The organism is Phaeodactylibacter xiamenensis (assembly GCF_000759025.1).
In the GTDB taxonomy this organism is placed as follows: domain Bacteria; phylum Bacteroidota; class Bacteroidia; order Chitinophagales; family Saprospiraceae; genus Phaeodactylibacter; species Phaeodactylibacter xiamenensis.
Genome location: NZ_JPOS01000077.1, coordinates 1 through 26912, shown reverse-complemented (window position 1 = coordinate 26912; position 26912 = coordinate 1). Strand labels below are relative to the sequence as shown.

Annotated in this window: 19 protein-coding genes; 3 read left to right on the top strand and 16 right to left on the bottom strand. The window is 55.1% G+C overall.

What is annotated here, in order from left to right; translation table 11 throughout:
• Entirely contained in the window at window positions 1-3609 is a 3609-nt protein-coding gene (locus IX84_RS19555; RefSeq protein ID WP_044224652.1) for a T9SS type A sorting domain-containing protein, read from the top strand.
• A 112-nt stretch (window positions 3610-3721) separates the two neighbouring features.
• On the opposite strand, the gene IX84_RS19550 is transcribed toward IX84_RS19555, so the two are convergent.
• From IX84_RS19550 to IX84_RS19475, 16 genes are all read right to left on the bottom strand, one after another.
• Window positions 3722-5239, bottom strand: coding sequence for an AAA-like domain-containing protein (locus tag IX84_RS19550; protein WP_072013674.1), 1518 nt, complete (start codon window positions 5237-5239; stop codon window positions 3722-3724).
• A 55-nt stretch (window positions 5240-5294) separates the two neighbouring features.
• Window positions 5295-5936, bottom strand: coding sequence for an SDR family oxidoreductase (locus IX84_RS19545; protein WP_044224646.1), 642 nt, complete (start codon window positions 5934-5936; stop codon window positions 5295-5297).
• Window positions 5937-5980: 44 nt separating this feature from the next.
• Window positions 5981-6934, bottom strand: a complete 954-nt coding sequence (locus IX84_RS19540; RefSeq protein WP_044224643.1) for a radical SAM protein — start codon at window positions 6932-6934, stop codon at window positions 5981-5983.
• Complete coding sequence (locus tag IX84_RS19535; RefSeq protein ID WP_044224821.1) at window positions 6931-7665, bottom strand: ABC transporter ATP-binding protein; 735 nt, start codon at window positions 7663-7665, stop codon at window positions 6931-6933. The genes IX84_RS19540 and IX84_RS19535 overlap by 4 nt, the downstream gene beginning before the upstream one ends.
• Window positions 7666-7761: 96 nt before the next feature.
• Window positions 7762-8529, bottom strand: a complete 768-nt coding sequence (locus IX84_RS19530; protein ID WP_044224640.1) for an ABC transporter permease — start codon at window positions 8527-8529, stop codon at window positions 7762-7764.
• Window positions 8526-9383, bottom strand: coding sequence for an ABC transporter permease (locus IX84_RS19525; protein ID WP_044224637.1), 858 nt, complete (start codon window positions 9381-9383; stop codon window positions 8526-8528). Before IX84_RS19525 ends, IX84_RS19530 begins: the two co-directional genes overlap by 4 nt.
• Complete coding sequence (locus IX84_RS19520; RefSeq protein ID WP_044224634.1) at window positions 9383-10606, bottom strand: ABC transporter substrate-binding protein; 1224 nt, start codon at window positions 10604-10606, stop codon at window positions 9383-9385. The genes IX84_RS19525 and IX84_RS19520 overlap by 1 nt, the downstream gene beginning before the upstream one ends.
• Window positions 10607-10626: 20 nt before the next feature.
• On the bottom strand, window positions 10627-11274 hold the full coding sequence (locus tag IX84_RS19515) for a hypothetical protein (protein WP_044224631.1): 648 nt from the start codon (window positions 11272-11274) through the stop codon (window positions 10627-10629).
• Window positions 11271-11894, bottom strand: a complete 624-nt coding sequence (locus tag IX84_RS19510; protein ID WP_044224628.1) for a hypothetical protein — start codon at window positions 11892-11894, stop codon at window positions 11271-11273. Before IX84_RS19510 ends, IX84_RS19515 begins: the two co-directional genes overlap by 4 nt.
• A gap of 140 nt (window positions 11895-12034) precedes the next feature.
• Entirely contained in the window at window positions 12035-15127 is a 3093-nt protein-coding gene (locus IX84_RS19505) for a TonB-dependent receptor (protein WP_044224625.1), read from the bottom strand.
• Window positions 15128-15264: 137 nt separating this feature from the next.
• Window positions 15265-15954, bottom strand: coding sequence for a TIGR04282 family arsenosugar biosynthesis glycosyltransferase (locus IX84_RS19500; RefSeq protein WP_052516226.1), 690 nt, complete (start codon window positions 15952-15954; stop codon window positions 15265-15267).
• Window positions 15955-17346: 1392 nt separating this feature from the next.
• Window positions 17347-19821, bottom strand: a complete 2475-nt coding sequence (locus tag IX84_RS19495) for an outer membrane beta-barrel family protein (RefSeq protein WP_044224621.1) — start codon at window positions 19819-19821, stop codon at window positions 17347-17349.
• A 77-nt stretch (window positions 19822-19898) separates the two neighbouring features.
• Window positions 19899-21170, bottom strand: a complete 1272-nt coding sequence (locus tag IX84_RS19490; protein ID WP_044224618.1) for a sensor histidine kinase — start codon at window positions 21168-21170, stop codon at window positions 19899-19901.
• Window positions 21167-21844, bottom strand: coding sequence for a response regulator transcription factor (locus IX84_RS19485; protein ID WP_044224615.1), 678 nt, complete (start codon window positions 21842-21844; stop codon window positions 21167-21169). Before IX84_RS19485 ends, IX84_RS19490 begins: the two co-directional genes overlap by 4 nt.
• Before the next feature lie 895 nt (window positions 21845-22739).
• The gene (locus IX84_RS19480) at window positions 22740-24251 is read right to left on the bottom strand and encodes a PH domain-containing protein (protein ID WP_044224612.1); all 1512 of its coding nucleotides are present in this window, start codon (window positions 24249-24251) and stop codon (window positions 22740-22742) included.
• Complete coding sequence (locus IX84_RS19475; RefSeq protein ID WP_044224610.1) at window positions 24238-24765, bottom strand: PH domain-containing protein; 528 nt, start codon at window positions 24763-24765, stop codon at window positions 24238-24240. The genes IX84_RS19480 and IX84_RS19475 overlap by 14 nt, the downstream gene beginning before the upstream one ends.
• 280 nt (window positions 24766-25045) lie before the next feature.
• Here IX84_RS19475 and IX84_RS19470 point away from each other — a divergent pair, with 280 nt between their 5' ends.
• Both IX84_RS19470 and IX84_RS19465 read left to right on the top strand, forming a co-directional pair.
• Window positions 25046-25489 carry a helix-turn-helix domain-containing protein gene (locus IX84_RS19470; protein ID WP_044224607.1) on the top strand — a complete coding sequence of 148 codons (444 nt, stop codon included), beginning with the start codon at window positions 25046-25048 and terminating at the stop codon, window positions 25487-25489.
• Window positions 25486-26184, top strand: a complete 699-nt coding sequence (locus IX84_RS19465; RefSeq protein WP_044224604.1) for an IS630 family transposase — start codon at window positions 25486-25488, stop codon at window positions 26182-26184. Before IX84_RS19470 ends, IX84_RS19465 begins: the two co-directional genes overlap by 4 nt.
• Window positions 26185-26912: the final 728 nt, after the last annotated feature.

The window sequence follows — 26912 nt, the reverse complement described above, 5'->3', positions numbered from 1 at the left end:
ATGAAAAGAACGATCACCTATATTCTGCCGCTGGTATTCAGTCTTTTCACCAGCGGTCAGCTGCTGGCCCAAAGCGTTGCCCTGCAGCTCGATGCCTCCAAAGACTGTAACCTTTACCGGTACTGCACGGATATCATCCTGGCGTCCGATAGTGGTGAGCCCGTCCGCATGGGCACCTCCTCCCTGTTGCTGACTTACAATGCCGAAGCACTTACGTTTCATAGCTATGAGCCCCTGGCTTATAACGGTGGGCAAGACTGCCTCGATGGTACGATGAGCCCGTGGTCCGCTCATGAATACGATGCCTACTCCCACCCCGGAAAGTTCAGCCTGACCTTACTGCTCAACGATGCTATGCCGCCCTGCGCGGAAATGGACGAAGCTCCTGCAGTAACCATAGGTACGGTTTGCTTTGACGTCAAACAGCAGGGCAGTGCTCCGGAGATCAGCTTTGATGCCGCCCACACCTCCCTCAACAGCCGACAGGCCAATAACGGAACGGCTGCATTGCCCGTTTCCTCCTGGCCCACTTTATCGGAGGCAGGGAGCCTGGCCTGCGACTGCCCCGGAGCAGGAGCGGCCTGCGATGACCAAAATGTGTACACCGTCAACGACCAATACGACAACAACTGTAACTGCAAGGGCGTCGCGCTCGATTCGGATGGGGATGGCATACCCGATGGCGTAGACCCCTGTAGAAATCTGGCTTACGAAGCAGAAAATTTCCTGGAGGGGAATACAACTGTGCACAACCATATTCCCCATTTCTACGGAGATGGCTTCATCGATTACACCAACGATACTTCAGAGTTTATCCTCCTTCAGGTTGAAACGAGTATTGACGGGGAGCACCAATTCACCTTCCGTTACACCTCCGACCACCGCGACCGGTTTCTGCAACTGGCCATAGATGGGGAAGTCGTTGTACCCGCCCTTTTGTTCCCGGAAACCACCGACTGGGAAGACTGGCAGGAGATAACGCTTCCACAGATTTTGTCAGCCGGCACACATGAAGTCACCCTGCGCCCGGTAGATGGCTGGGGCCCGAACCTCGACCGCATGGTGGTTTCCATTTGTGACGGCTGTACCGACAGTGGCAGCCCCTGCGACGATGGCGATCCCTGTACGATTGATGATGTACTCGACCGGGACTGCAATTGCGGTGGCCGGGTCATTGACGAAGACGGGGATCAGATTCCTGACCTTTGCGACCCGCACGTAGGCACTGCGGCTGATTTCCCCCTGGAAACCGGCATCGCTCCATCTGTTACCGAAAACTGGCAGACGATTACCCTGGCCGAAACTTACGATTCCATGGTAGTCATTGCCACCCCACACCTGATGCACAAAACCGACTTGCCAGTAGTAACCCGTATCCGGAATGCACAAGGCAACAGCTTTGAGCTGAGGATTCAGAACCCGGGTGGGACAACTTCCGCTAACTACGCAGTTTACTACGCAGTGGCTGAAGCCGGTACTTACTCCACTGAGCACGATGGCATCAAAATGGAAGCCCGCCTGGAGCCCGCCACAAAAACAGCCGATGCTTCCAACTGGTGGGGCAACCGGGAGCAACGGACTTTCCGGCAGTATTATGAAAATCCGGTCGTGCTGGGACAAGTCATGACCCAGGAGAATGAGGCATGGTCGGTATTTTGGGCCTCCCGGGGCAATCATTCCGCCCATCCCCCGGAAATGAACAACCTGTCCGCCGGCAAACATAAAGGCGAGGACTACCACACCACCCGCACGGATGAAATGATCGGCTTCCTCATCATCGAAGCCGGCTCCTATCAGGTCCGCAACCGGATACTGGAAGCCGGGCTGGGCAGTGACATCGTCCGTGGCCCCAACAATAATGGCTACACCTACGACCTCGACAACCCTGAAATCCGGGGCGCGGTGCTGAGTGCTGCCGGTATGGACGGCGGCAATGGCTACTGGCCGGTCCTCTTTGGAGAACAGCCCATAGAGCCCGGCCTGATCCGAATGGTAGCAGATGAAGATCAAATCCATGATACAGAGCGCGGGCATACCACCGAACAGGTTGCCTATCTCGCCTTCGAAGACCGCATTTGCCGGTACGATGCTGATATGGATGGTATTTGCGATGCGGAAGATGTGTGCCCCGGCTTTGACGATATGGCAGACGAAGATGAAGATGGCCTACCCGATGCCTGCGACGACTGTAACGACAACCTGATCGGCCGCCCCTGTGACGACGGCATTGCCTGTACGATTCTCGATGTATACACCGAGGACTGCGGCTGTGCAGGTATCCCTATGGACAGCGATGGAGACGGCGTCTGCAACTGGGATGACATTTGTGAGAACGGCGATGACAATACCGACACCGATAACGATGGCATACCGGATGCCTGCGACCCAAATGTAGGCGATGCCACCACGATGCCCATAGAAACCGGTTTAATCACGGGCGTTTCAGATACCTGGCAAACGGTTACCCTCAACCGGAGTTTTGAAGACATGGTTGTTATCGCCACCGTGCAGCTACCCAGCTATGACTACGCGCCTGTGGTCCCGCGGGTACGCAACGCCAACGGAAACACCTTTGAGCTGAAAGTCCAGAACCCAGGCGGCGATACCGACAGCCTCTACGATGTCCACTTTGTGGCAGTGCAGGCCGGCAAGTACCAGGCTGCGCACGATGGCGTTACTATGGAAGCCGGATTCGTGAGTGCCCTTGAAACGGCGAACACCAGCTCCTGGTGGTCTGCACGTGAAAAACGCGACATGGAGCAACAATACAGCCACCCCGTTTTGCTGGGGCAGGTCACGAGCGAAAACGATACCCGCTGGTCGGTATTCTGGGCATCAAGGGGCAACCATTCCGGAAACCCTGCTGAACCTGATAATTACGCTATGGGCAAACATGTCGCTGCCGATACCATCACGGACCGGGCAGTGGAGACCATCGGCTACATCCTTATGGAAGCCGGACAGTACAACCTTAGCGGCGTTATGCTGGAAGCTGGAGTTGGACCAGCTATCATTGGCGGTCAAAACGCGAGTGATACCTACAATACAGTTGTTCCCGCCCCTAATGGTGCTGTTCTCAGCGTAGCAGGCGTTAAGGGGGGCGACGGGCATTGGCCTGTCCTCTACGGTGCGGAGCCTTTCGGCAATCAGTCCTTCGAGTTATCCGTAGATGAGGATCAAATTTCCGATAGTGAGCGCTGGCATATGGACGAATCCATTGCTTTTATTGCCTTTGATAACACCAATGCGACGATTCCGAACCTGGCGCTGACTACGCCTGACACACCGGAGCCCACAAGCCAGGTTGCAACAGTTAGTCCAACCCCGGAAGCGTCCATCGCCCCGGATGCCCGACTCCAGGCATTCCCGAACCCGGTTTATGATGTGGTAACGGTCAATGCGAACGTCAAAAGCGGCGCTCCGTGCACCCTGACTGTGGTAGATATGAATGGCAAGGTCCGCCTGACCCGCATTCAACCTCAAACCAATAGTCCGCTACTACAAGAAACCCTGGACCTCAGCCACCTGCCCAACGGCTACTACTTCCTTCACCTGAACGATGGCGGCCGGGACCGAACGATACGACTGGTAAAGGTTAACGGTCAGTAAAGAGATTATTCCCCCTTATTTCAACTGAACCCCCGGACCGTATAGCAATATGCGGTCCGTTTTTTTTGACGCTGTCGGAAAATCAGTTTTGAAGAGCAATCCCAACACGGCCTCAATCCCAGCGCTCCTCATCGTACGGGATAATGTAAGCCTTAATGGTCGTGCCGTCGAAGTCTTCCTGCCCCTCGCGCACAATGTCCGGGTAGGCAATATTATTGGGGCAAAAGACCAGGTACAGCCCGGTGGTGAGGCCGAGGCTTTGACAGTAGTAGGCGAGTTGCCGTTTGCCGGATTCAAACTTTCCTGGGCTGTAGTAGACCTTCGTCTCAATGACAAATTCCTGCCCCCGGATATTGATAATCATATCGCTTTTACCAAGGCCAGTATCGGCTTCCCGGTAAATTTTACCGCCCAGCTCCTCGACGATAGCGTGAATGTAGGTCTCAAAACTGTAAATCAATGCCGCTTCCCGGATGGATTTATAGTTGCCATCGGCGTCCTTTTCCCGGAAAGGGGCAAAACCACGGCGTTTGACGTAAGCCTTGTAGGCAGCGATCAGCTTTTCAAAATGCAATCCGCCCTCAGAGGTGAAGTACTCCGGGGCATAAATAGAGCGGGTAATGCGCTTTTGCTCCCCGTTGGTGTAGGGATAGAAGGCATCGTACAGGCGCTTTTTGTAAAAAGGCACCCAGAAGGTTACGAATCCATCTTCGTCTTTTCTTATCAAGCCATTAGTGTGCAGGTACTTGATACTCGGACGGTCAATTTTAAATGGGATTTTGTCTTCCGTGAATAAAAGCCTTTCTACAAATTTCCGCTCCTCTTTTGCCTTGTTATGAATATTCTCAAAGTTCTTGTCAATCGACAACCTCAAATACCAATCCTCCACCTCCAAATAAGCAGCCTCATCCAATACCGGCCGATCCGGAAAAAACTCCACCAATTTAGCTGCGAAGCCATTAACCAGACCTGGTTGATTAGCGGTGATGGTGCTGACTTTTCGAATAGTCGCTTCCGCAAAACGCTGCCCGGTTTCCGACTCATGCTGATGGAGCAGGCTTTGCACTTCTTCGTCTGAAAAATAGGGGATGTCCAGGTTGTCTGCGATGTTGAACGGAGAAGCATTATCGCTCACCACACCCAGAATATTGGTGACGCCCACCAGAATGACACTCTTCAGCCCATGCGCGTGCCTGGAATGGTAAGCCCGCCGAATGGCATGCAAAAAATCACCGAAGTAGGCTTCATTCACCCCTTCCACTTCGTCGATAATCAGGACGAGTTTTTCTTCTTTGAGCTGTTCGATGGCGTGGAAAAGCCCGGCTATATCTGTCTGCGGTAGAGTCGTTCCCCACTGCCGGTCCAGATCGCTGGCAAATATCTCGAGAAAGGTGGACAGGGGAGCATTCCGCAGGCTTTCCAGATTAGTGTGCGCGACTTTATAACCTTCTTCCTCCAGAAATCCTGCCAACTGCCGGAAATAGGTGCTTTTACCCGTTTGGCGGGGCCCATAAATGGTAAAATACTGCTCACGCAGAACCATCTGAAAGCCTTTTCTAATCAACGCTTTCCTTTCTACAGTGAAATGTTGTTGAGGGTTATTCGGACCTGAAGTATTGAAGTACCGCATCAACGTTGATTACTTTTCCCGAAGATAAGGACTTTTCTAAAATCTCTGCATTATCCTAAATCCGCTCCACCGCCTGCGCTATTGGCTGATCTCCTTCTAGCATCTCATAGGAAGCCCGGTAGGTATTGGGCCGGTCCAGGATTGCCCGTATGGTGGTGGCTACGTCTTCGCGGGGGATTTCGCCCATACGCTCCTGCGTACGCTCGCCGATGTCTACCTTACCCTTCCCGCTGTCGTTGGTCAGGCGGCCCGGCTTGAGGATGGTGTAGTTCAGCCCGGAGGAAATGAGGTGGTTGTCGGCGGCAGCCTTGGCCTCGTAGTAGTGCTTCATGGAGTCGGACCATTCTTTCGGCTCAAAGTCGGCACCGAATGCACTGACCATAACGAACCGGTCGATGCCTTTGGACTTGGCTTCGTTAATGGCTTTGACAGCGCCCTTCTTGTCTACCAGTTCGGTTTTTTCCTCCCCGGTATCGGCACCAGAGCCTGCAGTAAACACCACAGCGTCTATACCCTGAAAGGCGTGTCCAATGTCTTTTTCCAGATCGGCTAGTACTGGATTAGTCCCCTTTTCTTTAAAGGTATTCACATCTTCTTCTTTCCGCACCATGGGCACCGGCTCGTGTTGGCTGTCTTTAAGTTTATCTACCAGCTGCGTGCCGATTTGCCCGTTCGCTCCAATAATCAGTACTTTCATAATTGCTTTTACTGGTGAAAGGCAGGCGGGCAGCAGATGTTCGTTTACGCATTCACCACCGGCAACTCCACGAAGGTATCCGGGTTCATGTCCTGCAGGTGCTCGTTGAAAAAGGCATCGCAGTACAGACAGATGTTTTCCAGCTCGCGGGTGCGGGCTTTGGCTTCGGCCTCCGTTACGCCCAGGTGCTCGCCCATGCGCCACGGGTCGCCTTCGTTGAGCTTTTTGAAAACGGGATGCTCTGCCATGCGCGCCAGCACATCAGCTACTTTTTCCTTCCGGGCATCGCCCATGGGGAATTTCGTGCCCGGGCAGCAGGGATTGATCCGCCACAGCTGAATGCTGATTTCCTGTGGGATATCCTCGTAGCCGCCCAGAAAGTTGCGGGCACCGGAGAGGATGGTGCAGAAATTGTGCTCCGGGTCGCGCTTCCAGATGTCTTTTTCCATAGCACGGCCACGGGCCCAGTTGCCGCCCAGCCACATGTCATCGGTAGCGCCCCAGGCACCCCAGCTCAGCGGATGGCCGTGCAGGTAGTTTTGTTTGTCCACCAGCGGGTCTTTGTCCTCCCCGTTAACGCCCCGGGAATCGAACAGCTCGGCCAGCTCCATCAGCCGGGCGCCAGCTTTTTTGTGGAAACGGTCGATGCTCGCGATGTCGAAGCGGGTCACGCCCTTTTCGATGAGGATGTCCAGGATTTCTTCGGTCAGCAGGTCGCCGTTGGTTTGCAGCATGATTTGGGTGCCCTGATCGGTGTAGCGTTCCCGCAAAGCATCCAGGATGTTGTACAGCTTTTTTCGGTCCGCAATAGGCTCTCCACCGGAAAGGATGATGCGGTCAATGCGCTCCGGCAGGTTATCGATGATCATCATGCACTCCTCCTCGCTGATGCGGGCACCATAAGGGCCGGAATCGTTGTAGCAGTGGTCGCACTCGTCGTTGCACAATTGGGTAAAGACCCAGTATAAAGATTCGCAGTGATTGAAGTCTACTTTCATTTTGTCAATTTTAAATCATGGAGGTCTGTCCAAAATCGTGCCTCTTCCCGGGCACCGGTGGATTCATCCGCGATAAATTCGGCGCGGCTGCCGTATATTTTTAATTGTCCGCCTTGCATCATGCCGAGGCGGTCGCCCATGAGCATGGCTTCCTTGAGGTCGTGTGTGACGAAAATAGCGGTCAGCCCGAGGTCTTTAGACACCCGTTTGAGCAGTTGCTGCATGCTGCGGCGGGTCTCTGTATCAAGGGCCCCGAAGGGCTCGTCCAGCAGCAGCACCCGCGGCTCGATGATCAGCGCCCGCCCGAAGGCTACGCGCTGCCGCTGCCCGCCCGACAGTTGTTCCGGCATTTTGCGGGCTTGTTCCGGCAGTTCGAGCCGTTGAAGCAGGGCGTTTACTTTTTTCTTGATTTCTGCTTCCGGGCGGTGCCGCAGCCGCAGCCCAAAGGCGACGTTCTCAAACACGTCCAGGTGCGGGAACAAAAGCGCCTCCTGATAGAGGTACACAATCCCCCGTTGATTGGCAGGTACGGGCGACAGGTCCTGCCCGTCAAGCAGCAATTGCCCGCGGTCGGCGGTTTCCAGCCCGGCCAGTACCTTGAGCAGGGTGGTTTTGCCGCTGCCGGAGCGCCCGAGGATGCTGAGCATTTCGTGCGCCTTTAGGGTGAAGCTGAGGTCCTGCAGGACGGCTTCTCCTTTGTATTTTTTGTTGATGTTTTTTATGTCCAGCATTGGCTGTTTGTTACCCATGTTTCGCACCTAGGGCGCGATATCTACCTACATTTCGCACCTAAAGGCGCGATCGTCTTTGTTCCCTACGTTTCGCACCTACGGCGCGATACGTTCCCTGAAGACCACCGCCCGGTTTAGCCACAATAGCGCCACCGGTGGCAATATCAGCAGGCAGCTCGCCAGGGCCGCCAGAAAGATATTAGCTTCGTTCACGTACTGAAAGACCCGCAGCGTCAGCGTTGGCACCTTCCCCACCCCGATCAGATTGGTGAGCCCGTACTCGAACCAGGAGATGAGGAACAGCTGAAAAAAGCAGGTCATCAGCGCGCCCTTTGCTACCGGCACCAGCACTTTGGCGTAAGCCTGAAGGGTACTGCCCCCCAGCGTTTTCACCAGCTCTTCCATACTGCGCAGCCGCTCGTTCCAGAAGCTGCTGAAGAAAATGACGCCGTAGGGAAAGGTGATGAATAACTGCGCCAGCAACACGCCCCCAAAGGTCCCGTACAGCCCGGCCACTATGAAAAAGAACTGCAGGCAGGCCGCCAGGATGACCGGCGCAAAGACGTACGGAAAGTACGCCAGGCTCAGCCAGGCTTCCCGCTTCGGGTGGTAAGCGATGTGCCGGCTCACCCAGAAACTCAGCCCCGTGGACAGCGTAGCCACACTTAGCGATAATAACACAGAAAGCAGCACACTGTTGCCTAAGCCTTCACTGCCGACCAGTACCAGCTGCCAGTTGCCCAGCGACCACTGCTCCGGAAAAACAGCCGGATAAGGCCACTGCCGCCCTACCGAAAGCATCAGCAGGAAGGCAAAGGGGAAAAGGATTAGCCCGATCAGCGCTATTTTGGTGAATCTGCTCATGTGCGGCCCATTTGTTTGCGGTTGTACCAAAGCAATCCGCTTAGCAGGACCACCACCAGCACCGTATAAGCCACGCTGATGGCATAGGCTTCCGGTATATCGCCCAGATTATAACGCTGCAGCCGCTGAATGGTCCGCACCGATACCATCTGCACCGATTGGCTGCCCACCAAAAGTGGGATTTCGTAGCTGCCCATGACGAACATGAAGTACAAAAACACCGTGGCCAGCCCCCGCCGCAGCAGCACCGGCACCGCCACCCGGAAGACACGCTGCCGCCCATTCGCGCCAAGCGTAGCCGCCAGGTGGAGGTACTCCCCCAGCCGCTCATTTTGGTACAGATTGGCGAAGAAGATGGTGAAAAAGGGCGTCGCCATGATCACATGCGCCACGATGATACCGATGCCATAATTGTCATTCACCCAGTCCGGAAACTGCTCCAGCGCGCTGATGAGCCCCAGCTGATGCGACACCCGCGACAGCCAGCCGCCTTTGCCCAGCAGCTGGAAGATGAAAAAAGCCATCACGATCGCCGGAATACTCAGCGGCAGGTAAATGAAAAACGACAGCTCTCCCTTCGTGAAAGCCTGAGGCGAGCGGAGCACCAGCGCCAGAGACAGTCCCAGCGCAATCAGGATACTCACTGCTGCCACGTACAGGCTGAAGCCCAGGGTACGCCAGAACGCCGCATCGCCCAGTATCTCCTGCCAGTGGGCCAGGGTGAAGCCTTCCGCCATGACGCCCGTCAGCCCGAGGCTGTAGAGCAGGGCGTAGCTCACCCCCGCCACAATCGGCACGGCCGAAAGCAGGACAAACAAGCTTCTGCCCCCGTATGCTGCCCAGCGCTGCTGCATCAGCCTTCTATGATTTCTTTACGAAAATCTTCCGCCAGGCGGATCATATACTCCGGTGCCAGTTCCATCAGCGCTCTGTCCTGAATGGCCTCCCGGTCGGGCGCGTACTGCCGGTTGGGGAGGTTTCTGAACTTGGCCGCCCAGTCATCGGGCAGTTTGTCCAAGCTGAGCACGGTGCCGTCGCCCCAGATAGCCGGGTCCATCTTGCGGTACTGCGCTTCCGGAGAGATCATGAAATTAGCGACCACCATAGCAGCAGCTTTGTTGGCCGAGTGTTTGGCAATGCCCAGGTAATGGGAATTCTGAATGGTGCCCGGCTCCCAGACGTAGCCGCGGGCGCTCTCCAGGAAGACACCCTGCAGCACCTTGTTGTCCACTTCGCAGTCGTTATTGCTCATGGTGAAGTGCAGCTCGCCGTTGGCAAACATCTGATGCATGGGCGCTACGCCTTCCGGGAAGGACTGCCCTCCCTTCCATAGGTAGGGTTTAAGCTCGCGCAGGTAGTCCCACAACTGCGGAGCATACTGCCCGTATTTAGTTTCGTCGAAGTCGCCGGCCAGCGCCTCCTGCCCGCCCGCGATATCAATCAGCAAGGCCTTAAGGAAAGTGAGCCCGGTAAAACGGGTGTCGATGGTAAAGGTGCCGGGGTGCTTTTTGGCATAAGCCAGCAACGCCTGCCGGTTCTGTGGCGGATGGGGCGTGCGCAGGGTATCGTAAATAATGGCCATCTGCACGTTGCCCCAGGGGCATTCGTACCCGTCCACCGGCTGCTGAAAGTCGACGCCGATAAAGGGATTGTCCAGATCAATATACTGCGCATTAGGCAGCTGTTCCGTCCATGGCCCATGCAGCCCTTTGATCTGCCGCAGCTGATAGAAGGTCTCCCCGTTGATCCACATCATATCCACTTCGCTCTCGGTCTTGCCGGCCTGCAGCTCTGCCATCATCGTCTGTACGATGGTCGAGCCCTGCCCGCTTACGATATTGAGCTCGATGCCGTAGCGCTCCTTCACCTCGGGCTTCACATAGTTCTGCATGTAGTCGTTGATGAGGGGGTCGCCTGTCCACATCATGTGGGTGAGGGTGGCGCCTTTGGCTTTGGCTTCGATCGCGGGCCAGCTCATTTGGGAAAGATCCTTTTGCGCGGCTTCCGGTGCGCTGCTATCCCCGCAGGCGGAGAGCAAAAGCGCCATCAAAAGGCTGAAAAAAGTGAGTCTTGTCATGGTTTTTGCTTCGTTTCTTGCTAATCGTTTTCCCAGGCCACGCCATAATCCGCCGCCTGCATCTCGAACTGCCCTTCCGGCTTCACGCCGCACAGCCATTCGGTGAGCTTGTCGACGTAATGATCGAGGTGGGTAATTTGTTGAATGCCGTGCTCCACAATTGGGTCGAGGGTGGTCACGAAAAGGGTGCCACCGTAGTGGTTCGTTTCCCAGGAGATGACTTCGCCCCTGCCATTGGTCTGAACGATGCGGGCGTGCTCCGGTATGCGGGTGTATACGCCGTGGGTGTGCCAGCAGGCGTGGCGGACACTCAACCCTTCGTAAACCGGGTGGCTGTAGTCGGTTTGGGAAACGGGTGGGTTAGTGGGGTCTTTTACCCACCAGTAATTATTGACCGGGCGGTCTTCCCACTGTGCATCGAGCCAGTCGGCGGTGCTGTCGCCGGCCACGAAAACCTTGCCGCCCTGTTTCAGGAAGTTGTAGATGAGGCCTTTGCGCTCCCGAATCGCCGCCTGATTGGACTGAAAGGGCACAGCGATGGCTTTGAGGCCCTGCAGGGAGGCTTCCGTGAGGTCGTGAATGTACAGCAGCCGGTACAGGTGCTGGTATTTTCCCGCTTTCGCGAAAGCGTACTGCGACCAGACGCCGTTAAAGAGTAATCCTATCATGATACCGGTGTTTTGATGAGTTTGGTGAGTAAATTGTGGTACAGCCGGGTCAGGCCTTCCATAGAGCCCGCATCGTCGGTGGTCCCGTAAGCGTAATCGCCCAGCGGGCCGCTGGCGGTGGCGAAGATGGTGCCCGGAGTGGTCTGCTCATCCAGCAACATAATGCAGCGCCCCCAGGTATCGGCCACCACTACTTCCGCCCGGGGAGCAGGCTGAATGTAGCCGCAGGCCCACCAGCCGCTGATGCCGTTGGAGAAGATGAAGTGGTTGAGGTCCACGCCTTCAAACAGCCCGTAGCGGTCGGCTTTCAGGGTGTAGCGGATATCGATGGTCTTTTTGCTGTTGTCCGCCACCCACTGACTGCCGGGCAGCCAATGGGTAAACCATCCGTCGAAGCAAAAGAGGGTTTTCCCCTGATTCAGAAAGCGTTGTACGGCTTCCCGCCAGTGGTACATGGCCACCTGATCGGTACCATTGGGCACGACGAGCAGGTCGTAGGGGCTGAAGTCCGGCGCGGTGGCCTGATGGGTGGGCAGGAAATCGTACTGCACGTGCGGCTGATCGAGGTAGCTCTCGCGGAGCCCGACGATGCCGTTGTCGATGACGGCTGCTTTGATCATGGTGGTGGTATTATTTTTCAATAATTACTTATATGCGACCTCTACGAGGTCGGTTTCCTTGATTTTAGCCGGGGGTTACTAACGTGGGACTTCTAACGAAGTCCTCATTTTCACCACAACTGCGTAGAAGTCGCATGTTACTAAAACACGTACCTCAAGGTAAACTGAAACTGCCGCGGCGCACTTGCATTCCGGCGGATCAGCCTGCCGCTCGCTGCCGAGCCCGGCTGAATCTGATTCGACTGCGTGGCGTTGTTGCTATAGCCGCTCAGATTTTGGGTATTGAACACGTTGAAGACATCCGCCCGCAACTGCAGTTCATTGCTGCCCAGCTGGAAATCGTACTGCAAGCCCACATCAAAGGTATTGGACCAGGGCAGGCGGTCGCTGTTGCGGCTTTCGCCCGGGAAGCGGTCGCTGTTGCCCACGTAGGCATCGCCGAAGGAGGCGCCATCCCCGTTGAGGTCGGTGGTGGAAGCGGTAACGTCCACCAGGATGGGGTCTCCGTTTTGATCGAAGGCAGGGGTGCCGTCCGGGGCAGTGAGCTGTTGCTGCACGGGGTTGCCATTCTCATCTACTACTACGTAGCTGACGGGCAGAGGTGTACGGTTGATCGGCTGCCCGCTTTGGATCAGGCCGGCCACGGTCAGCGATAGGTTTTCCACCGGATAGTACGTGAAGGTGGTATTGATGATGTGGCGGCGGTCGTTGATGCTCGGGCCCCACTCTGCTTCGAAATCATTGGCATCCATAGCGCGGAAGTTGATATCCTCGGTGTTGTTCTCCAGGTACGACAAGGTGTAGTTGAGGCGAAAGCTGTAGTCATCCTCTCCCCTCGCCTTCTGGAAGTTAAAGCTGGCGGCGTAGTAGCGCGACTCGCCGGCGGTTTCGCTCATCACCACATTGCGGGCTACGCCGGTAAGCGTCTCCCCGTTGATTACTGCGCTGTTGCCGTCAATAATCGGCAGCGGGCGGGAGGCATCGGCTTCGGCAATGGTGCGCACCTGCGGATCGTCCGGATCCACCTTGTAGGGGGCGGCGGCATTGAGGTTGCGCAGGCGCAGCAGGTTGAAGGAGCGGTTGTGCACCAGGTCCACGAAGAACAGGCTGTTGTTGTTCATCTGCAGCTGATAGCCCAGCGCCATTTGGTGGGTGTAGGGGTTGTCGTATCCGTTAGGGTTGAGAATGCGGCGCTCATTGCTGAAGACGCCCTCGCGCTGTTCCTGCAGGCTCTCCGCGGAGGGGCCTTGCAGATAGCCTACGTTGGAGGCGAAGCCGCTGAGGTTGCCCTCAAAGGTGACAGCACTCACATCTGTATCCGCCGGCAGTATGCCCTGATCGACAAAGTACTGAATTTGCTTGCGATAGTCCGCGCTAGTGGTGTTCTGCTGCAGTGCATCGCTGTAGATGGCGTAGGGGATTTTTTCGTAAAAAATGCCGTAGCCCCCGCGCAGGCTGCTGCGCCGCCCGAGCTTGTAGTTGAGGTTAAGGCGGGGCGCGATATTGTTGTAATCGCCCTCATCGGAGCCACCAGCGGAGAGGTTGTCATAATCGTAGCGCAAGCCGAGAGTGGCGGTCAGGCGGGAAGTCGCCCGCCATTCGTCCTCCAGGTAGGCGGAGTAGATGGTCTGCCGGGCACCGAAGGAAGTAGGGCGTAATTCTACGGCATAGCCCAGAACTTCCACATCGCCCGGGATGTCATTCACATTCAGGGCACTGCCCCGGCCGAGCCCCCGCACCTGATCAAGTTGGTCTTGGGTAAGGCGGACGGTGTAGTTGCCATCCACATTGCCACCCCCGAAGAGCTGATGGTCGGCAGAGATGACTGCCAGGCCGGCCTTCAGGGTGTGGTTGCCGGCGTAGTAATTGAATTTTTGCTGGAACTGCACCGTGTTTTCCGTTTCGTCAAAGACAAAGCCCGGGTGACCGATAACGCCCACGGTGATGTCATTGGGATTAAAAATCGTCACCTGCGGGCCGGGGCCGTTGAGTGCCCGACCGTAGTTCCAGCGGAAGCGGCTGTATTGAACATTGGTCTGTGCACTAAAATTGTTGCCAATATAGTTATTCTTCAGCGCCACCAGGATTGAGTTACGGTCCTGCACACTGCCCGCAGAGGGGAAAGTCACGCCCCCGTCGAGCCCGCCGCCCTGCCGCTCGATATTCACGAGGCCGACGTTCGCCCGCAGGCTGGAGGTGAAGTTGGGGCTCCAGTTGTGGTCGAGCTTACCGGAGATGTAGGTGAAGTTGTTCTCGCCGCGGACCGTTTCGTTTACGCCCAGGGCATCGGAGTTGAGGAGGTTGTCTTTCAGGTCGGTGGTGTGCTCTACGTTGAGGTAGTAAAAGGTCTGATCCTGCACAATGGCGCCACCGAAGCCCACGCCTGCCTGATAGCGCTGAAAGCCATCCTTCACCGGGTTGCCGGAAAGATCGCGCTGCGCAAAGTCCGACTGACCGTCGATGACCGGCCCGGGGCGGGTGATCAGGAAAGCCTCCCCGCCAAACTCATTGCTGCCGCTGCGGGTGGTGATGTTGACGATGCCATTTGCCGTAAGGCCGTACTCTGCGCTGTAGTTGTTGGTCAGCACGGTGATATTGCGGGTGAAGCCCACCGGGATGGCGAACTTCTGGCCGCCCAGGAAACGCTCGTTATTATCCATGCCGTCGATGAGGTAGCTGGTGAAAAGCGGGTTGGCGCCGTTGATGGCCACATTGGGCGCTTCCGGGTAGAAGCCCGTGGCCTGAGAGACGTTGGGCAGGCGGAAAAGCACCCGGGTGATGTCCCGCCCTTCGATGGGCAGTTCCTCGATTTCCCGTTGTTTCAACTCGAAGGATACTTCGGCGTCAGTGCTGTTGATTTGGGTGGTGGAGGCCGCAGAAACCTCCACTGCATCGAGGGCAATCTGCCGGTTTTCGAACAGTGCCAGAGTGATGGTTGGATTTTGGTTGGACCGGATGCTGAATGGGTCCGACTCTCCGGAAAGGAAAGCCTCTGTTTCCTCCGTCAGCACTTTATAACCGGTGACTTCAGGCAAGCCTTTAAAAGTCGCCACGCCCTGATCATTGGTGGTAGCCAAACGCTCCAGGCCACGGCTTTCATTGAGCAGCCGGACTTCCATGCCGGCAACCGGCGCATCCGTCAGGTAATTGATGAGGTTGACGTTGAGGTCGGCTTGTGCCAGCAAACCAGCAGCCGTGATGAAGCTCAGCAGGAGCGTCAATTGGATTTTCATAAAAGTGAGTATTTGAAATAGTGAGATTTTGAAAAGATGTACGGAAATGCCCACCGGGTCAGATCATCACCGGTGACCATTCTGCATCAGCTAGCGGGGCTAAGCCCTCATTTTCATGTTATTAACAGGTAGAAATACTACAGGCAGGCTGCGAAGGGAGGGGCACGAAGCCCAAGGGAGCGTAGTAAAGTCAGGTGAAAGGGGCGCCATTGAACTTGAAAAACGGCACCACTCTCCTGCCCCATCAAACGGCTCAGCGCCCGGCGCAGGACAAGAGGCAGGCGCCAAAACTGCCGGCTTAAGGTTCCGGGGCGGTCTATGTCGAAAGAGGTACTGAGCACAGCAACTCCCCCCCCGGCCAAAGCCTGAAGGGCTTCATAAACCGTATCGGTCTGCCAGGGCAGATTCGCAAAAGCGGCATGGTCAAAATCGGAACGCTGCAGCCCAATCAGGTAAGCGCCACCGTCTTGTGTCGGCCCAAGGACCAACCCATGCTGTGCCAGCGCACCTGCGGCCTGCAACAGCAAACCAGTGCTCAGTTCAGGGCAGTCGTTGCCGATAGCAATCACCCGCTCGTACCCCAGCTCAAAAACAGATTGATAAGCATTGGCCAGGCGTTCGCCGAAGGTGGCCCCTACCTGCTGATCGCCCTGAATGACAAAAAGCGGCAGCCCGGTACGCCGCGCCTGCTTTATGGCATAGCGGTTGAATTGCCGGAAAAGCGCAGCACTCCCCTTTTGGCTGCCAGCCAGGGGCTTGTAGCGCGCTTCGTCCTGCTCATTGCGAAGGAAAAGCAAAAGAGCTGTGCTATGCAATTGGGTGTTCATCGGGTGCTAAAGTAGGGAAAAATTTGGTGGGGTGGGTGTCGTTGAGGGGACAGTAGGATTAGAAGTACACTGATGACGCTGATCTGACTGATCACACTGATCTTGCAACCCTGCTGCCGCCATGCGTACCACCGCTCGAAATCAGCGAAAATCTGCGCAATCAGTCTAATCCGTGCCCCCCCTCACGCCGCACACGACAATAGTACACTGATGTCGCTGATCTGACTGATCACACTGATCTTGCAACCCTGCTGCCGCCACACGAACATGCCCCGCTCTTATGCCCCTGCTCGCAATCCGTGCAAATCTGCGCAATCAGTCTAATCCGTGTTCCCCAAACTCCACGTAACGCAATAGTACACTGATGACGCTGATCTGACTGATCACACTGATCTTGCAACCCTGCTGCCGCCATGCGTGCCACCGCTCGAAATCAGCGAAAATCTGCGCAATCAGTCTAATCCGTATCCCCCCTCACGCCGCACACGACAATAGTACACTGATGACACTGATCACACTGATCTTGCAACCCTGCTGCCGCCACACGAACATGCCCCGCTCTTATGCCCCTGCTCGCAATCCGTGCAAATCTGCGCAATCAGTCTAATCCGTGTCCCCCTCACGCCGCACACGACAATAGTACACTGATGACGCTGATCTGACTGATCACACTGATCTTGCAGCCCGGTGCCTCCATACAAGCATGCCCTGCTCTTATGCCCCTGCTCGCAATCAGCGAAAATCCGCGAAATCCGTCTAATCCGTGTCCCCCCTCACGCCGCACACGACAATAGTACACTGATGACGCTGATCTGACTGATCACACTGATCTTGCAGCCCGGTGCCTCCATACAAGCATGCCCTGCTCTTATGCCCCTGCTCGCAATCAGCGAAAATCCGCGAAATCCGTCTAATCCGTGTCCCCCCTCACGCCGCACACGACAATAGTACACTGATGACGCTGATCTGACTGATCACACTGATCTTGCAGCCCGGTGCCTCCATACAAGCATGCCCTGCTCTTATGCCCCTGCTCGCAATCAGCGAAAATCCGCGAAATCCGTCTAATCCGTGTCCCCCCTCACGCCGCACACGACAATAGTACACTGATGACGCTGATCTGACTGATCACACTGATCTTGCAGCCCGGTGCCTCCATACAAGCATGCCCTGCTCTTATGCCCCTGCTCGCAATCAGCGAAAATCCGCGAAATCCGTCTAATCCGTGTCCCCCCTCACGCCGCACACGACAATAGTACACTGATGGCACCGATCTCAATAACAAGACACATCAATACGAAAGCCCAGCCCATCCGCTCTTCTAACAAAAAAGCAGCGGATGCCATTCACCCGCTGCCAACCAATTTTCACAAAGTAGTGTATGAGTAAGTCTTAGAAATCACCGCCGCCACCATCGTAGCCACCGCCATAATTACCCCGGCGCTTTTTCTGCTGATTGATGCGGTAGGAGAAAGTCAGACGGGCCTGACGGGCGCGCCACTGAAAGTCGCCTTCGCTGTAAAAGCCGGTGCCTTCGTTGACATAGCGCCAGCGGCGGGAGTTGAAGACGTCGCTTACGGAAAAGGTCAGCGTACCTTTCTTTTCCAAAATATCTTTGCTCAGGGTCAGGTCCATATGGTACATGGATTTATCTCGGCCCTGAGGATCATTGCGCGGTGCCCGGTAGTTGAAGCGGACCTGCGTATTGAGCTCGTCCCAAAGCGTGATCTGTGAAGTCAGCCGCCCAAAGGAAGTAATAGCGTCTGCCCCGAGGTCTTCGCCCGACTCAGTGGTACCGGAAATAATGGACCGGAAGAAGTTGACGTTGCCATCCAGGTCCCACCACTTGGTAGGGGAAATGGAGAAGGTGACGTCCAGACCATAGGCATCCTCTGTGGCCAGGTTTTCCGGCTGCGTGAAGGTGATGCCCTCGGAGTTGACCCGCTGAATGCGTTCCGTTTTGCCTGTGGTGAAGCGGTAGAAAACGCCCGCTGTCATCGAAGCGTTATCCCAGTATTTAAGGTAGTTGATCTCGTAGGAGTCGGTGAATTCGGGATCCAGGTTAGGGTTGCCGGTGAAGATGTTCCGGGCATCGCTGAAGCTGAAGAACGGGTTCAGGCTCCAGAAGTTAGGCCGGTTGATGCGGCGGCTGTAGCTCACCTGCATGGAATTGCCGGTTTCGCCCAGGTCGTAGCCCAGGAATACACTGGGGAACAGGTTGAAGTATTCCCGTGGATTGACCTGCTCGGTGGCGACTAATTCAGTAACCATATTAGTATATTCAGCTCTCACCCCGGCCTGAAAGGAGAAGTCACCGTACTTATTGCCAATGCTCGTATAGGCGGCATAGACATCTTCATCAAACAGGAAGTTATTGGTGAACTCGGGCAGGTTTTCCCACCCACTCACTCCAAATTCATCTACCTGGAAGTTGGTTTCTATATCGCGCAGACCAGCCCGCAGCCCCACCTCAAATTTGCCTTCTTCGGCAAAGGGGCGAACATAGTCAGCCTGCCAGATCAGTTGTCTTTGCAACTCCAGATTACTGGACCGCTGCTCCAGCTCGCTCGCGCCGGTCTCTTCAAATTCCGGGGTAAAGTAGGCCTCGCGGATGGTGGACGTTTCCAGCTCCTCACTGTCCTGATAGCGGATATCAGTGGTAAACTGATGCCCCTTGCCTTTGAATTCCTTGCGATAGGTCATGACATATTCCAGGTCGGCTTCCTCTTCCCGCTCATTATCGGTACGGGTGCTGATACCGGTGGGATTCTCCAGGCTGTTGATAAAATCGCGGTAGGTAATCTCCGAGATATTGTCGCCATCTTCCACGCTGTAGGTGAAATTAGCGGTCAGCGTGCTGGTTTCGCTAAAGCTGTAGTCCGCTCCCACACGGATGTTGTTATCCCATCCGCCACGGGTACGGTCCCTGGTCAAATCCTGGATAAATGTGGTATCCGGACCGAATTCATTGCGGTCATAGACTTCCTGGTAGCGGCTGCCACTGCCGGGGCTCTGCCGGTAGGTCAGGCCATAGTTGGCAAAGAAATTCCACTTTTTGACGCGGTAGTTAGTATTGATAGCCAGGCCTGCCTGTTCCGGGTAGCCCCCGGTGACGTCCACCGAGCCATTCCAGCCTTTGCGCTTTTCTTTTTTGAGAATGATGTTGATAATACCCGCCATTCCTTCGGCTTCGTACCGGGAGCTGGGGTTGGTAATCACTTCCACCCGCTCGATCAGGTTGGCGGGGATGTTGCGCAGGCCATCGGTATCCCCTACGCCGACCAGGCTCGAAGGCCGGCCGTTGATCAGAATGCGCACGCCACCACTGCCGCGCAGGCTCACATTGCCCTCCACATCCACTGTGACCGAGGGTACGTTGTCCAGCACATCCGTAGCCGAACCGCCGAGGTTCGCCAGGTCCTTGCCGACATTGAATACGCGCTTGTCCAGCGACATCTGCATGCGGCTTTTCTCTGCCCGCACTTCCACTTGTTCAAGGGTGGTGGCATCGGGCTGCATTTCTATTCTGCCCAGATCGGCACTCATTCGGCCACGGGCAATCTCGAAAGGCTTCGTTTCCAGCTTTTGGTAAGAAATGTAAGCCACTTCCAGGTAGTAGCGGCCTGTTTTCAGTTCTATGGAGAAAATGCCCTCTCCATCGGTAATGCCACCCGTCACCAGATTGCTGTCTGGCAAGGCATAAACCGATACTGTGGTGTATTCCAAAGGAGCCCCTGTGGAGCCATCTATAATTTGCCCTTTCACAAGCCCCTTCATGTCATCGCCGGGGTCTGTGGAGGCACCCTTTGCGGCATGCAAAAAGGAAAAGGTGAGCAGAAATGTGAGTAAGGTCAGGTGAAACTTCATGCTTGAATTTTATTTACGACAAAGGTAAGAGGCGAATCTATCGCTCACCTGTAGTAATGTTGAAGCAATTCTGAAGTTTAAACATTTGTCGGGAAAATCACACTTATTTCGTGCCAGCCGTCCTGAAAATCGTAGTTGACAGACAGGCGGTTGGTGTCGCAGATCTTCTTAACGATGGCCAGCCCGAGCCCCATTGACTTCTCGGATTGCTGGTTTTTGCGGAAGCGCTTGAAGAGGTCCCGGGTAGGGATGGTAGGAGCCGCACCGGTATTGCGGATGATAAGGCCCTTGTGGTCCAGGTGAACCTCTATGGCACCATCTTCCTGATTATGGCGGATGGCATTGCGCACCAGGTTGGAGACCAGCACATCAGCCAGGGTGGGATCAAGGGCAACCTTCACACCGGGTTTGACGTCCCGCTTCACGGGCAGGCCCCGCAGCATCGCCAGCTCCTCAAAATTATCGATACAGGCGTTCACGATGGCCGAAAAATCAATTTTATGCTGCGCCCGGAACTCGTGGTTCTCAATTTTGGTGAGCAGCAACAGAGCACTGCCCAGTTTAGACAAGCGCCGGAGTGCCGTTTGCGCATCGTCTATGAGCCGGAGTTGCTCCTGGTCCAGGGACGGGGTTTCCTGTAGGAGCTCCAGCTTGCCCCGGGCGATAGACAGGGGCGTTTGCATCTCGTGGGAAGCATTCTCAGAAAACTCCCGGACCGTGCGGAAATCCCGCCTTGCCCGCTCCGTCATAGCCGATACAAAGGCGTTGAGCTGCCGGAACTCACGGGTGGTGGTTTTGGGCAAATCCAGAGGTTCGGACTGTTTGATGTTAAAACCCCGGATGCTGCTCAGGATGCGCTGAAATGGGGTTAGTAGCCATCGGGTCACCAGAAAACTGGCAATCAGCATGCCCACGCCGAGGATGAGAAAGAGCCGCCAGATGATTTCCACCACCACATCGTAGATATCATCGGATTCGATGAAAACATCAGTGATGGTGATATGGAAAAAACTGCCGTCCACTTCCTTCACGGCTTCCAGCTTCCGGTAGGGCTCGGTTTCTCCTTCGCGGTAGGGATGCGGGGCGATGGTGTCTGAAAACCGGTAGAAAGTATCAATTTGCAAGTGGTCGCCCACATGCTCAATGCTTGCCCTCCGGCGGCGCAGGATTTCCAAAGGAATGCCGTCCCGGATATCATCAGCCATATCCTGCACCTCGTCGTACAGTGCAAAATCTGTTTCTTTGATCACCTCCGTTTCCACCACATGGTAGGTCACGTAGCCGCCGATGCCAAAGACCAGCACGGACACCAGCAGGTAAAACACGGTCGTTTTGGCAATCAAGTTCATCGGTTGGTGAATTTATAGCCCAGCCCGTAGATGGTTTTGATGTGCTCTTCGCAGCCTTCGATGGCGATCTTTTTGCGGAGGTTCTTAATATGCTGATACACAAAATCGAAAGAGTCTAATAGGTCCACATCATCGCCCCAAAGGTGCTCGGCAATCACCTGCTTGGTCAGCACCCGGTTCTTATTGGTGATGAAAAACAGCAACAGCTCGTACTCCTTGACAGTCAGGGTAATAGGCTGATCGGAGACGGTTACTTCCCGTGTATCGGTATCAATGCGGATGCAACCATGCTCCAGTACTTTATGCCCCTGCTGACGGCGGCGGCGGAAGATGGCGTTGAGGCGGGCGTTGAGTTCGGAAAGGTGGAAAGGCTTGGTCAGGTAATCATCGGCTCCCAGTTCGAGCCCTTTGATTTTGTCGTCCAGTGCATTTTTTGCGGAGATGATGAGCACGCCTGTTTCCGGGTTCATCCGCTTGAGCAGGCGCAGGAGGTTGAGGCCGCTCCCATCGGGCAGCATCAGGTCGAGCAGCACAATATCATAGCTGAAGGACAGGAGGCGGTCCTGGGCTTCCGCAAAGTTGCGCGCCGCCTCGCAGACCACATCGCCCCGGCTGAGGTACGCCTGAATATTGTCTACTAATTCCTGCTGATCTTCTACAATGAGCAATTTCATGATGACAAAGATAGGAAGCGATTTTGTAGAAATTTTGAAGTGCCCTGACCTTAACGCACCACAAGTTCAGCCCTCCAGCTCAGCACTGACCTCGCCAGATCATACGCTGCTCACCACAACCTTTACGAGTTCAGTGCGCTACAGGACCTAAGGTTAGTAAGGCTTTTTATCCGGCAAAGTATGCTTTGGCAACAGGGACCGGAAAGGTTAACTTTTAAGGTTGGGGTGACTCACTGCCTAAGCAGCGTATGCGACCTCTGCGAGGTCGAACCTGCCTCGTTCCCCGGGTTAGTAAGATGTGACTTCTACGAAGTCAGCCTGGGCAGACCCCTCCACAAGCACCAGACCGGTAGCACGGAACTTATCGCTATAGAGGTCATAGGTTACTCACCCACCTACCTGAAATAGCTAAACGATCTCGTAGAGGTCACACCTGAAAACCAGCAAGATAAACGTCTGCGAAGTCAGCCTGGACAAGCCACTATGAACATCAGACCGGCAGCACGGAACTGACCGCGGCAGAGGTCAAATATTACGCTCTCACCTACCCAGAACAGCAAAATGACCTCTTTCCATGAGTAAGAAAGCGGTGGCTTCCACGAAGTTATTTTAGGCTGCGCAGAACCTGGGTATCTACCTGGCAGCACAGAACTGACCTCTGCTGAGGTCAAATCTTACTCACCCCCGCAGCCACAGCAGCAAAACGACCTCGTAGAGGTCGCACCCAAAACCATTACTACCAACTATACCGACGACGAAGTAACCTGGGACCAAATATGACTTCGGGTCGGCATACCTGTGCGTACCGGCAAACTCGTGCGTCGGGTTTGTGCCTTCGCCCAAACCTCTCCGTTCCAAACATAGTCTATAATCGTACCATCCGGAAATCGTCCTTTTACATCCAATCCTCCCGCCGGCTTTCCACCCGGTACAGCACATAGTCCTGCAGCGCCCGCGCCAGATCAAGCGGCAGGAAAGGTACCCGCACCGAGCCCCCCGCCGTGTACAACTCAACAGAAGCCAAAGCCCGCCGCCGCTGAAAAAACGACTGCCGGATACGAACCGACTGCACCTTATAAACCGGCAGCAACGTAACCGTCCGCCCCAGCACTCCCTCCGAAGTCTTCAGGTATTCCGGGGACAACCACAACCGGAAACGCTGCTGATACGCCCAAAGGTACAAGCCCCCCAGCACCGGAAAACCAACCGCCGGCAGGGCAAAGCGCGGCTCCTGCAACAAGTATCCCAAAGCCCCAAAAACAACCGCAGGCAGCAACATAAACCGGATATACCAGATAAAATACGCTTTGGAAATGCAATGCCCCCGGAACTCAGCCTCCGCACTGCCCTCAAAACTCGAATGTACCAAGTCATTCACCTGAGCCTGTTTACAACCGGGAATGGAAATTTGCTCCGCTACCCGCTCCGAGCCCGAAATCGCCTGATGAATCGACACCCGGAACAGCCCCAGCAACCGCCGCAGCGGATTGTCCGTCCAGCGAATAAGCTGAATCTTGCGCTTCTGCATGGAAGCTTCCCGCCGGTTAAACAGCCCCGCCTTCAGCTGAAAACCGTCCCGGCTCTCAAAAAACTGTAAATCGTAGTGCTGCGTGACCGTCCGGATCAGGGTCAGGAAAAAAGCCACCACAAACAACAGGGTCGCCAATATCAAAAAGCCCCAAAAGCCCGGCTGCAGCATCGGCCAGCGCTCAATCAGGGTCTTGACCAGGTCTTGCTCAAAGGCACCGGCCACTGTAAACAGAAAGCCGAATACCGTACCCACGATCACTCCGGCCGTAGCAAGGTGGTTTTGGGTCACTCCAATCCGCAGCAAATCCTCAAAAGTCAGGCGGAGGACTATCGATTGCGCAAGCGGGGCACTTCGTTCGGAGGCTTCCGGGCCCAGGCCAGACCGCTCCTGCGCCTCTTCCTGCTTTTGCTCAAGCACATAGGCCCGCATGGCTTCAGCATCTTCCCGCTCCAGCGCATCAATCGTTACCTCATGGCCACTGCTGCCGGCCGAGTCGACCCGCAGGCTCACCACACCCAGCAGGCGGTGCAGCACGTTCTGCTCAATATACAGGTTCTGAATGCGCTCAAAGGGAAGCTTCGTCAGGCTGCGGTTGAACACCCCTTTCTGAATCACCAGCTGATCTTCCTCCAGATGAAAGAAGTACCGGAAGTAAGCTACCACCGAAACGCCCAGCGAAAACAAGCCACCAATCACCACCGTGGCATTCATTAGCAGCTCCGTATTGCTTTGCTCCTTATTGCTGCGAAATAAAAACACCAGCAAAATCGGCCAGGCCGCCCGAAGGATGCGCACCACAAATTTGTAAATGAAAATCGCGATCGCCGCTTGTGCCTGACGGCGGGGCTCAAGAAAATTCAGCTCACTCCTCTTCATCCGCCGCTACTTTTTGGGAAAGGAAATTGCGGATGCGCTCAGCGTCTTCTCTTTTCAGGCCGGGAATGACCAGGTCGCTCTGACTCCCCCCGGCGGTAAAGACCGACAGGCTCGACAGCCCAAACTGCCGCTCAATCACGCCCTGCTCCACCTCGCTATGCTGAATCCGCGTGAAGGGCACTACCGTTACCGACCGGAACAGCAAGCCACGGCGGTACATCAAATCATGCTGCCGTACCGCATAACCCTTGATCCGGAAACCGAGATAGCGCAGCACCGTGGTCAGCAACAGCAAAAACACCCACAGCCCGGCAATACTCCACCGTACCACCGGCGGAAATCCTTCCACAAAAAAAGTATAGGCCAGGAAAACCCCCAGCACCCCCAGCCGGAACAGCCAAAGCCCAATCAGGTCCACCCGAAGATAAGCCTGATTGAGCCCCTGCCATTCCACCCCGGCTACACTCGGCAGCTCCTCAATTGACAATTGTGCGTTTTGGAATAATGTATTCATGCTTCCAAAATAGGCACTCTGCGGTGATTTTCAAATATTCGGATTCATATCACCCCCTGTGCTACTGCTTAAACTGCCCTTGCCCCTTTGCTTCTCCTGCGCTTACTATACCACAAGCCTATACTGATGCCCCTGCTCGCAATCCGTGAAAATCCGCGAAATCAGTCTAATCTGTGTTCTCTCGCGCCACACATGACACTAGTGGTCTGTCAAAGTTAAAGATAGGGGTTGGAAAAGACATCTAAAAGGTTGAACTTACCTGCAACGAACCTCAGTTGCGATGAATAAAAAATACATTATCAGGCTAAGCGAATCAGAGCGCGAAGAAGCTCTGCGGGTCACTACACAGCTAAAAGGGAGCAATCAAAAAGTACGTCGGGCTCAAATTCTTCTACAGGCCGACGTTAACGGCGCGAACTGGCCCGATAAGCAAATCTCGGAGGCTTACCGCTGCCGCGTCAGCACTGTAGAAAATACACGCAGGCGCTTCGTTGAGCATGGTTTTTCGGAATGTTTGAACCGTAAAAAGCGGGACACCCCACCAAACCCCAAGCTGCTTGATGGAAAACAGGAGGCGTCCATCATTGCCATGCGGCTTGGGGCTGCTCCCAAAGGCTATGCCAACTGGTCTTTGCGGCTGCTTGCCCGCAAGGTGGTGGAATTGGGAGTGGTTGAGCAGATCAGCCACGAGACGGTACGCAATACGCTAAAAAAAACGGTATGAATTCGCAGCAGAGCCTTGAGTATTGGGTTATCCCACCAGAAACAGACGCAGAGTTTGTGGCGTGTATGGAAGAGGTGCTAGATACCTACGAATTGCCCTACGACCCTCTGCGCCCGATGGTGTGCATGGATGAACAGCCAGTCCAGCTCGTAAAGGAGACACGCAAGCCCATTGAGGCTACTAAAGCACGCCCTAAACGGGTCGACTATGAATACGAGCGGGCTGGGACAGCCAGTATCTTTATGTTTTGCGAACCCTTGGCAGGCTGGCGCCAAGCCACAGCACGCGATCAGCGGACCAAAGCCGACTGGGCCTTAGAAGTTGCACAGCTGCTTGATACCCGATACGTTGACTGCAAACAGGTCACACTAGTTTGTGACAATCTGAACACCCACACTAAAGGGGCATTCTATGAGGTGTTCACGCCTGAAAAAGCAAGAGCCTATGTCAAGCGCATCCATTTTGTGTACACACCAAAACATGGCAGCTGGCTTAATATTGCAGAGAATGAGCTTAGCGCAATGACAAGGCAGTGCCTCAAAAACCGGCGAATAGGGACATTGGAAACGCTACAAGAAGAAATAGCAGCATGGGCGACGGATGTCAATCTAACTCAACGGGAAGTTGACTGGCAAATGAAAGTCGGTGATGCTCGCATCAAACTCAAGGCGGTCTATCCTAAAGTCAAGACATGAGCCTTCCATAGCCAACCCCCATCTTTTATGTTGACAGACCACTAGTACACTGATGACACTGATCTCACTGATCTCACTGATCTCACTGATCTGCCCAACGAGACCCGCCCCGCCGGAGGGCCATCCCGGGAATCCGTGGAAATCTGCGCAAATCCGTCCAATCCGTGTTCCAACACGCCACGCACGATGATAGTACACTGATGACGCTGATCTCACTGATCTCACTGATCTGCCCAACGAGACCCGCCCCGCTGGAGGGCCATCACTGGAATCCGTGGAAATCTGCGCAAATCCGTCCAATCCGTGTTCCCACCCGCCACGTACGATAATAGTACACTGATGACACTGATCTGACTGATCTCACTGATCTGCCCAACGAGACCCGCCCCGCTGGAGGGCCATCACTGGAATCCGTGGAAATCTGCGCAAATCCGTCCAATCCGTGTTCCCACCCGCCACGTACGATAATAGTACACTGATGACACTGATCTGACTGATGCCACTGATCTGCTCAACGAGTCCCGCCCCGCTGGAGGGCCATCCCGGGAATCAGTGCAAATCTGCGCAATCAGTCTAATCCGTGTTCCAACCCGCCACGCACGATAATAGTACACTGATGATACTGATCTGACTGATCTCACTGATCTGCTCAACGAGACCCGCCCCGCTGGAGGGCCATCACTGGAATCCGTGGAAATCTGCGCAAATCCGTCCAATCCGTGTTCCCA

Bases quoted from the DNA above. Each gene is read 5' to 3' on its own strand.
- IX84_RS19555 (WP_044224652.1), top strand. From the start codon at position 1: ATGAAAAGAACGATCACCTATATTCTGCCGCTGGTATTCAGTCTTTTC.
- IX84_RS19550 (WP_072013674.1), bottom strand. From the start codon at position 5,239: ATGCGGTACTTCAATACTTCAGGTCCGAATAACCCTCAACAACATTTC.
- IX84_RS19545 (WP_044224646.1), bottom strand. From the start codon at position 5,936: ATGAAAGTACTGATTATTGGAGCGAACGGGCAAATCGGCACGCAGCTG.
- IX84_RS19540 (WP_044224643.1), bottom strand. From the start codon at position 6,934: ATGAAAGTAGACTTCAATCACTGCGAATCTTTATACTGGGTCTTTACC.
- IX84_RS19535 (WP_044224821.1), bottom strand. From the start codon at position 7,665: ATGCTGGACATAAAAAACATCAACAAAAAATACAAAGGAGAAGCCGTC.
- IX84_RS19530 (WP_044224640.1), bottom strand. From the start codon at position 8,529: ATGAGCAGATTCACCAAAATAGCGCTGATCGGGCTAATCCTTTTCCCC.
- IX84_RS19525 (WP_044224637.1), bottom strand. From the start codon at position 9,383: ATGCAGCAGCGCTGGGCAGCATACGGGGGCAGAAGCTTGTTTGTCCTG.
- IX84_RS19520 (WP_044224634.1), bottom strand. From the start codon at position 10,606: ATGACAAGACTCACTTTTTTCAGCCTTTTGATGGCGCTTTTGCTCTCC.
- IX84_RS19515 (WP_044224631.1), bottom strand. From the start codon at position 11,274: ATGATAGGATTACTCTTTAACGGCGTCTGGTCGCAGTACGCTTTCGCG.
- IX84_RS19510 (WP_044224628.1), bottom strand. From the start codon at position 11,894: ATGATCAAAGCAGCCGTCATCGACAACGGCATCGTCGGGCTCCGCGAG.
- IX84_RS19505 (WP_044224625.1), bottom strand. From the start codon at position 15,127: ATGAAAATCCAATTGACGCTCCTGCTGAGCTTCATCACGGCTGCTGGT.
- IX84_RS19500 (WP_052516226.1), bottom strand. From the start codon at position 15,954: ATGAACACCCAATTGCATAGCACAGCTCTTTTGCTTTTCCTTCGCAAT.
- IX84_RS19495 (WP_044224621.1), bottom strand. From the start codon at position 19,821: ATGAAGTTTCACCTGACCTTACTCACATTTCTGCTCACCTTTTCCTTT.
- IX84_RS19490 (WP_044224618.1), bottom strand. From the start codon at position 21,170: ATGAACTTGATTGCCAAAACGACCGTGTTTTACCTGCTGGTGTCCGTG.
- IX84_RS19485 (WP_044224615.1), bottom strand. From the start codon at position 21,844: ATGAAATTGCTCATTGTAGAAGATCAGCAGGAATTAGTAGACAATATT.
- IX84_RS19480 (WP_044224612.1), bottom strand. From the start codon at position 24,251: ATGAAGAGGAGTGAGCTGAATTTTCTTGAGCCCCGCCGTCAGGCACAA.
- IX84_RS19475 (WP_044224610.1), bottom strand. From the start codon at position 24,765: ATGAATACATTATTCCAAAACGCACAATTGTCAATTGAGGAGCTGCCG.
- IX84_RS19470 (WP_044224607.1), top strand. From the start codon at position 25,046: ATGAATAAAAAATACATTATCAGGCTAAGCGAATCAGAGCGCGAAGAA.
- IX84_RS19465 (WP_044224604.1), top strand. From the start codon at position 25,486: ATGAATTCGCAGCAGAGCCTTGAGTATTGGGTTATCCCACCAGAAACA.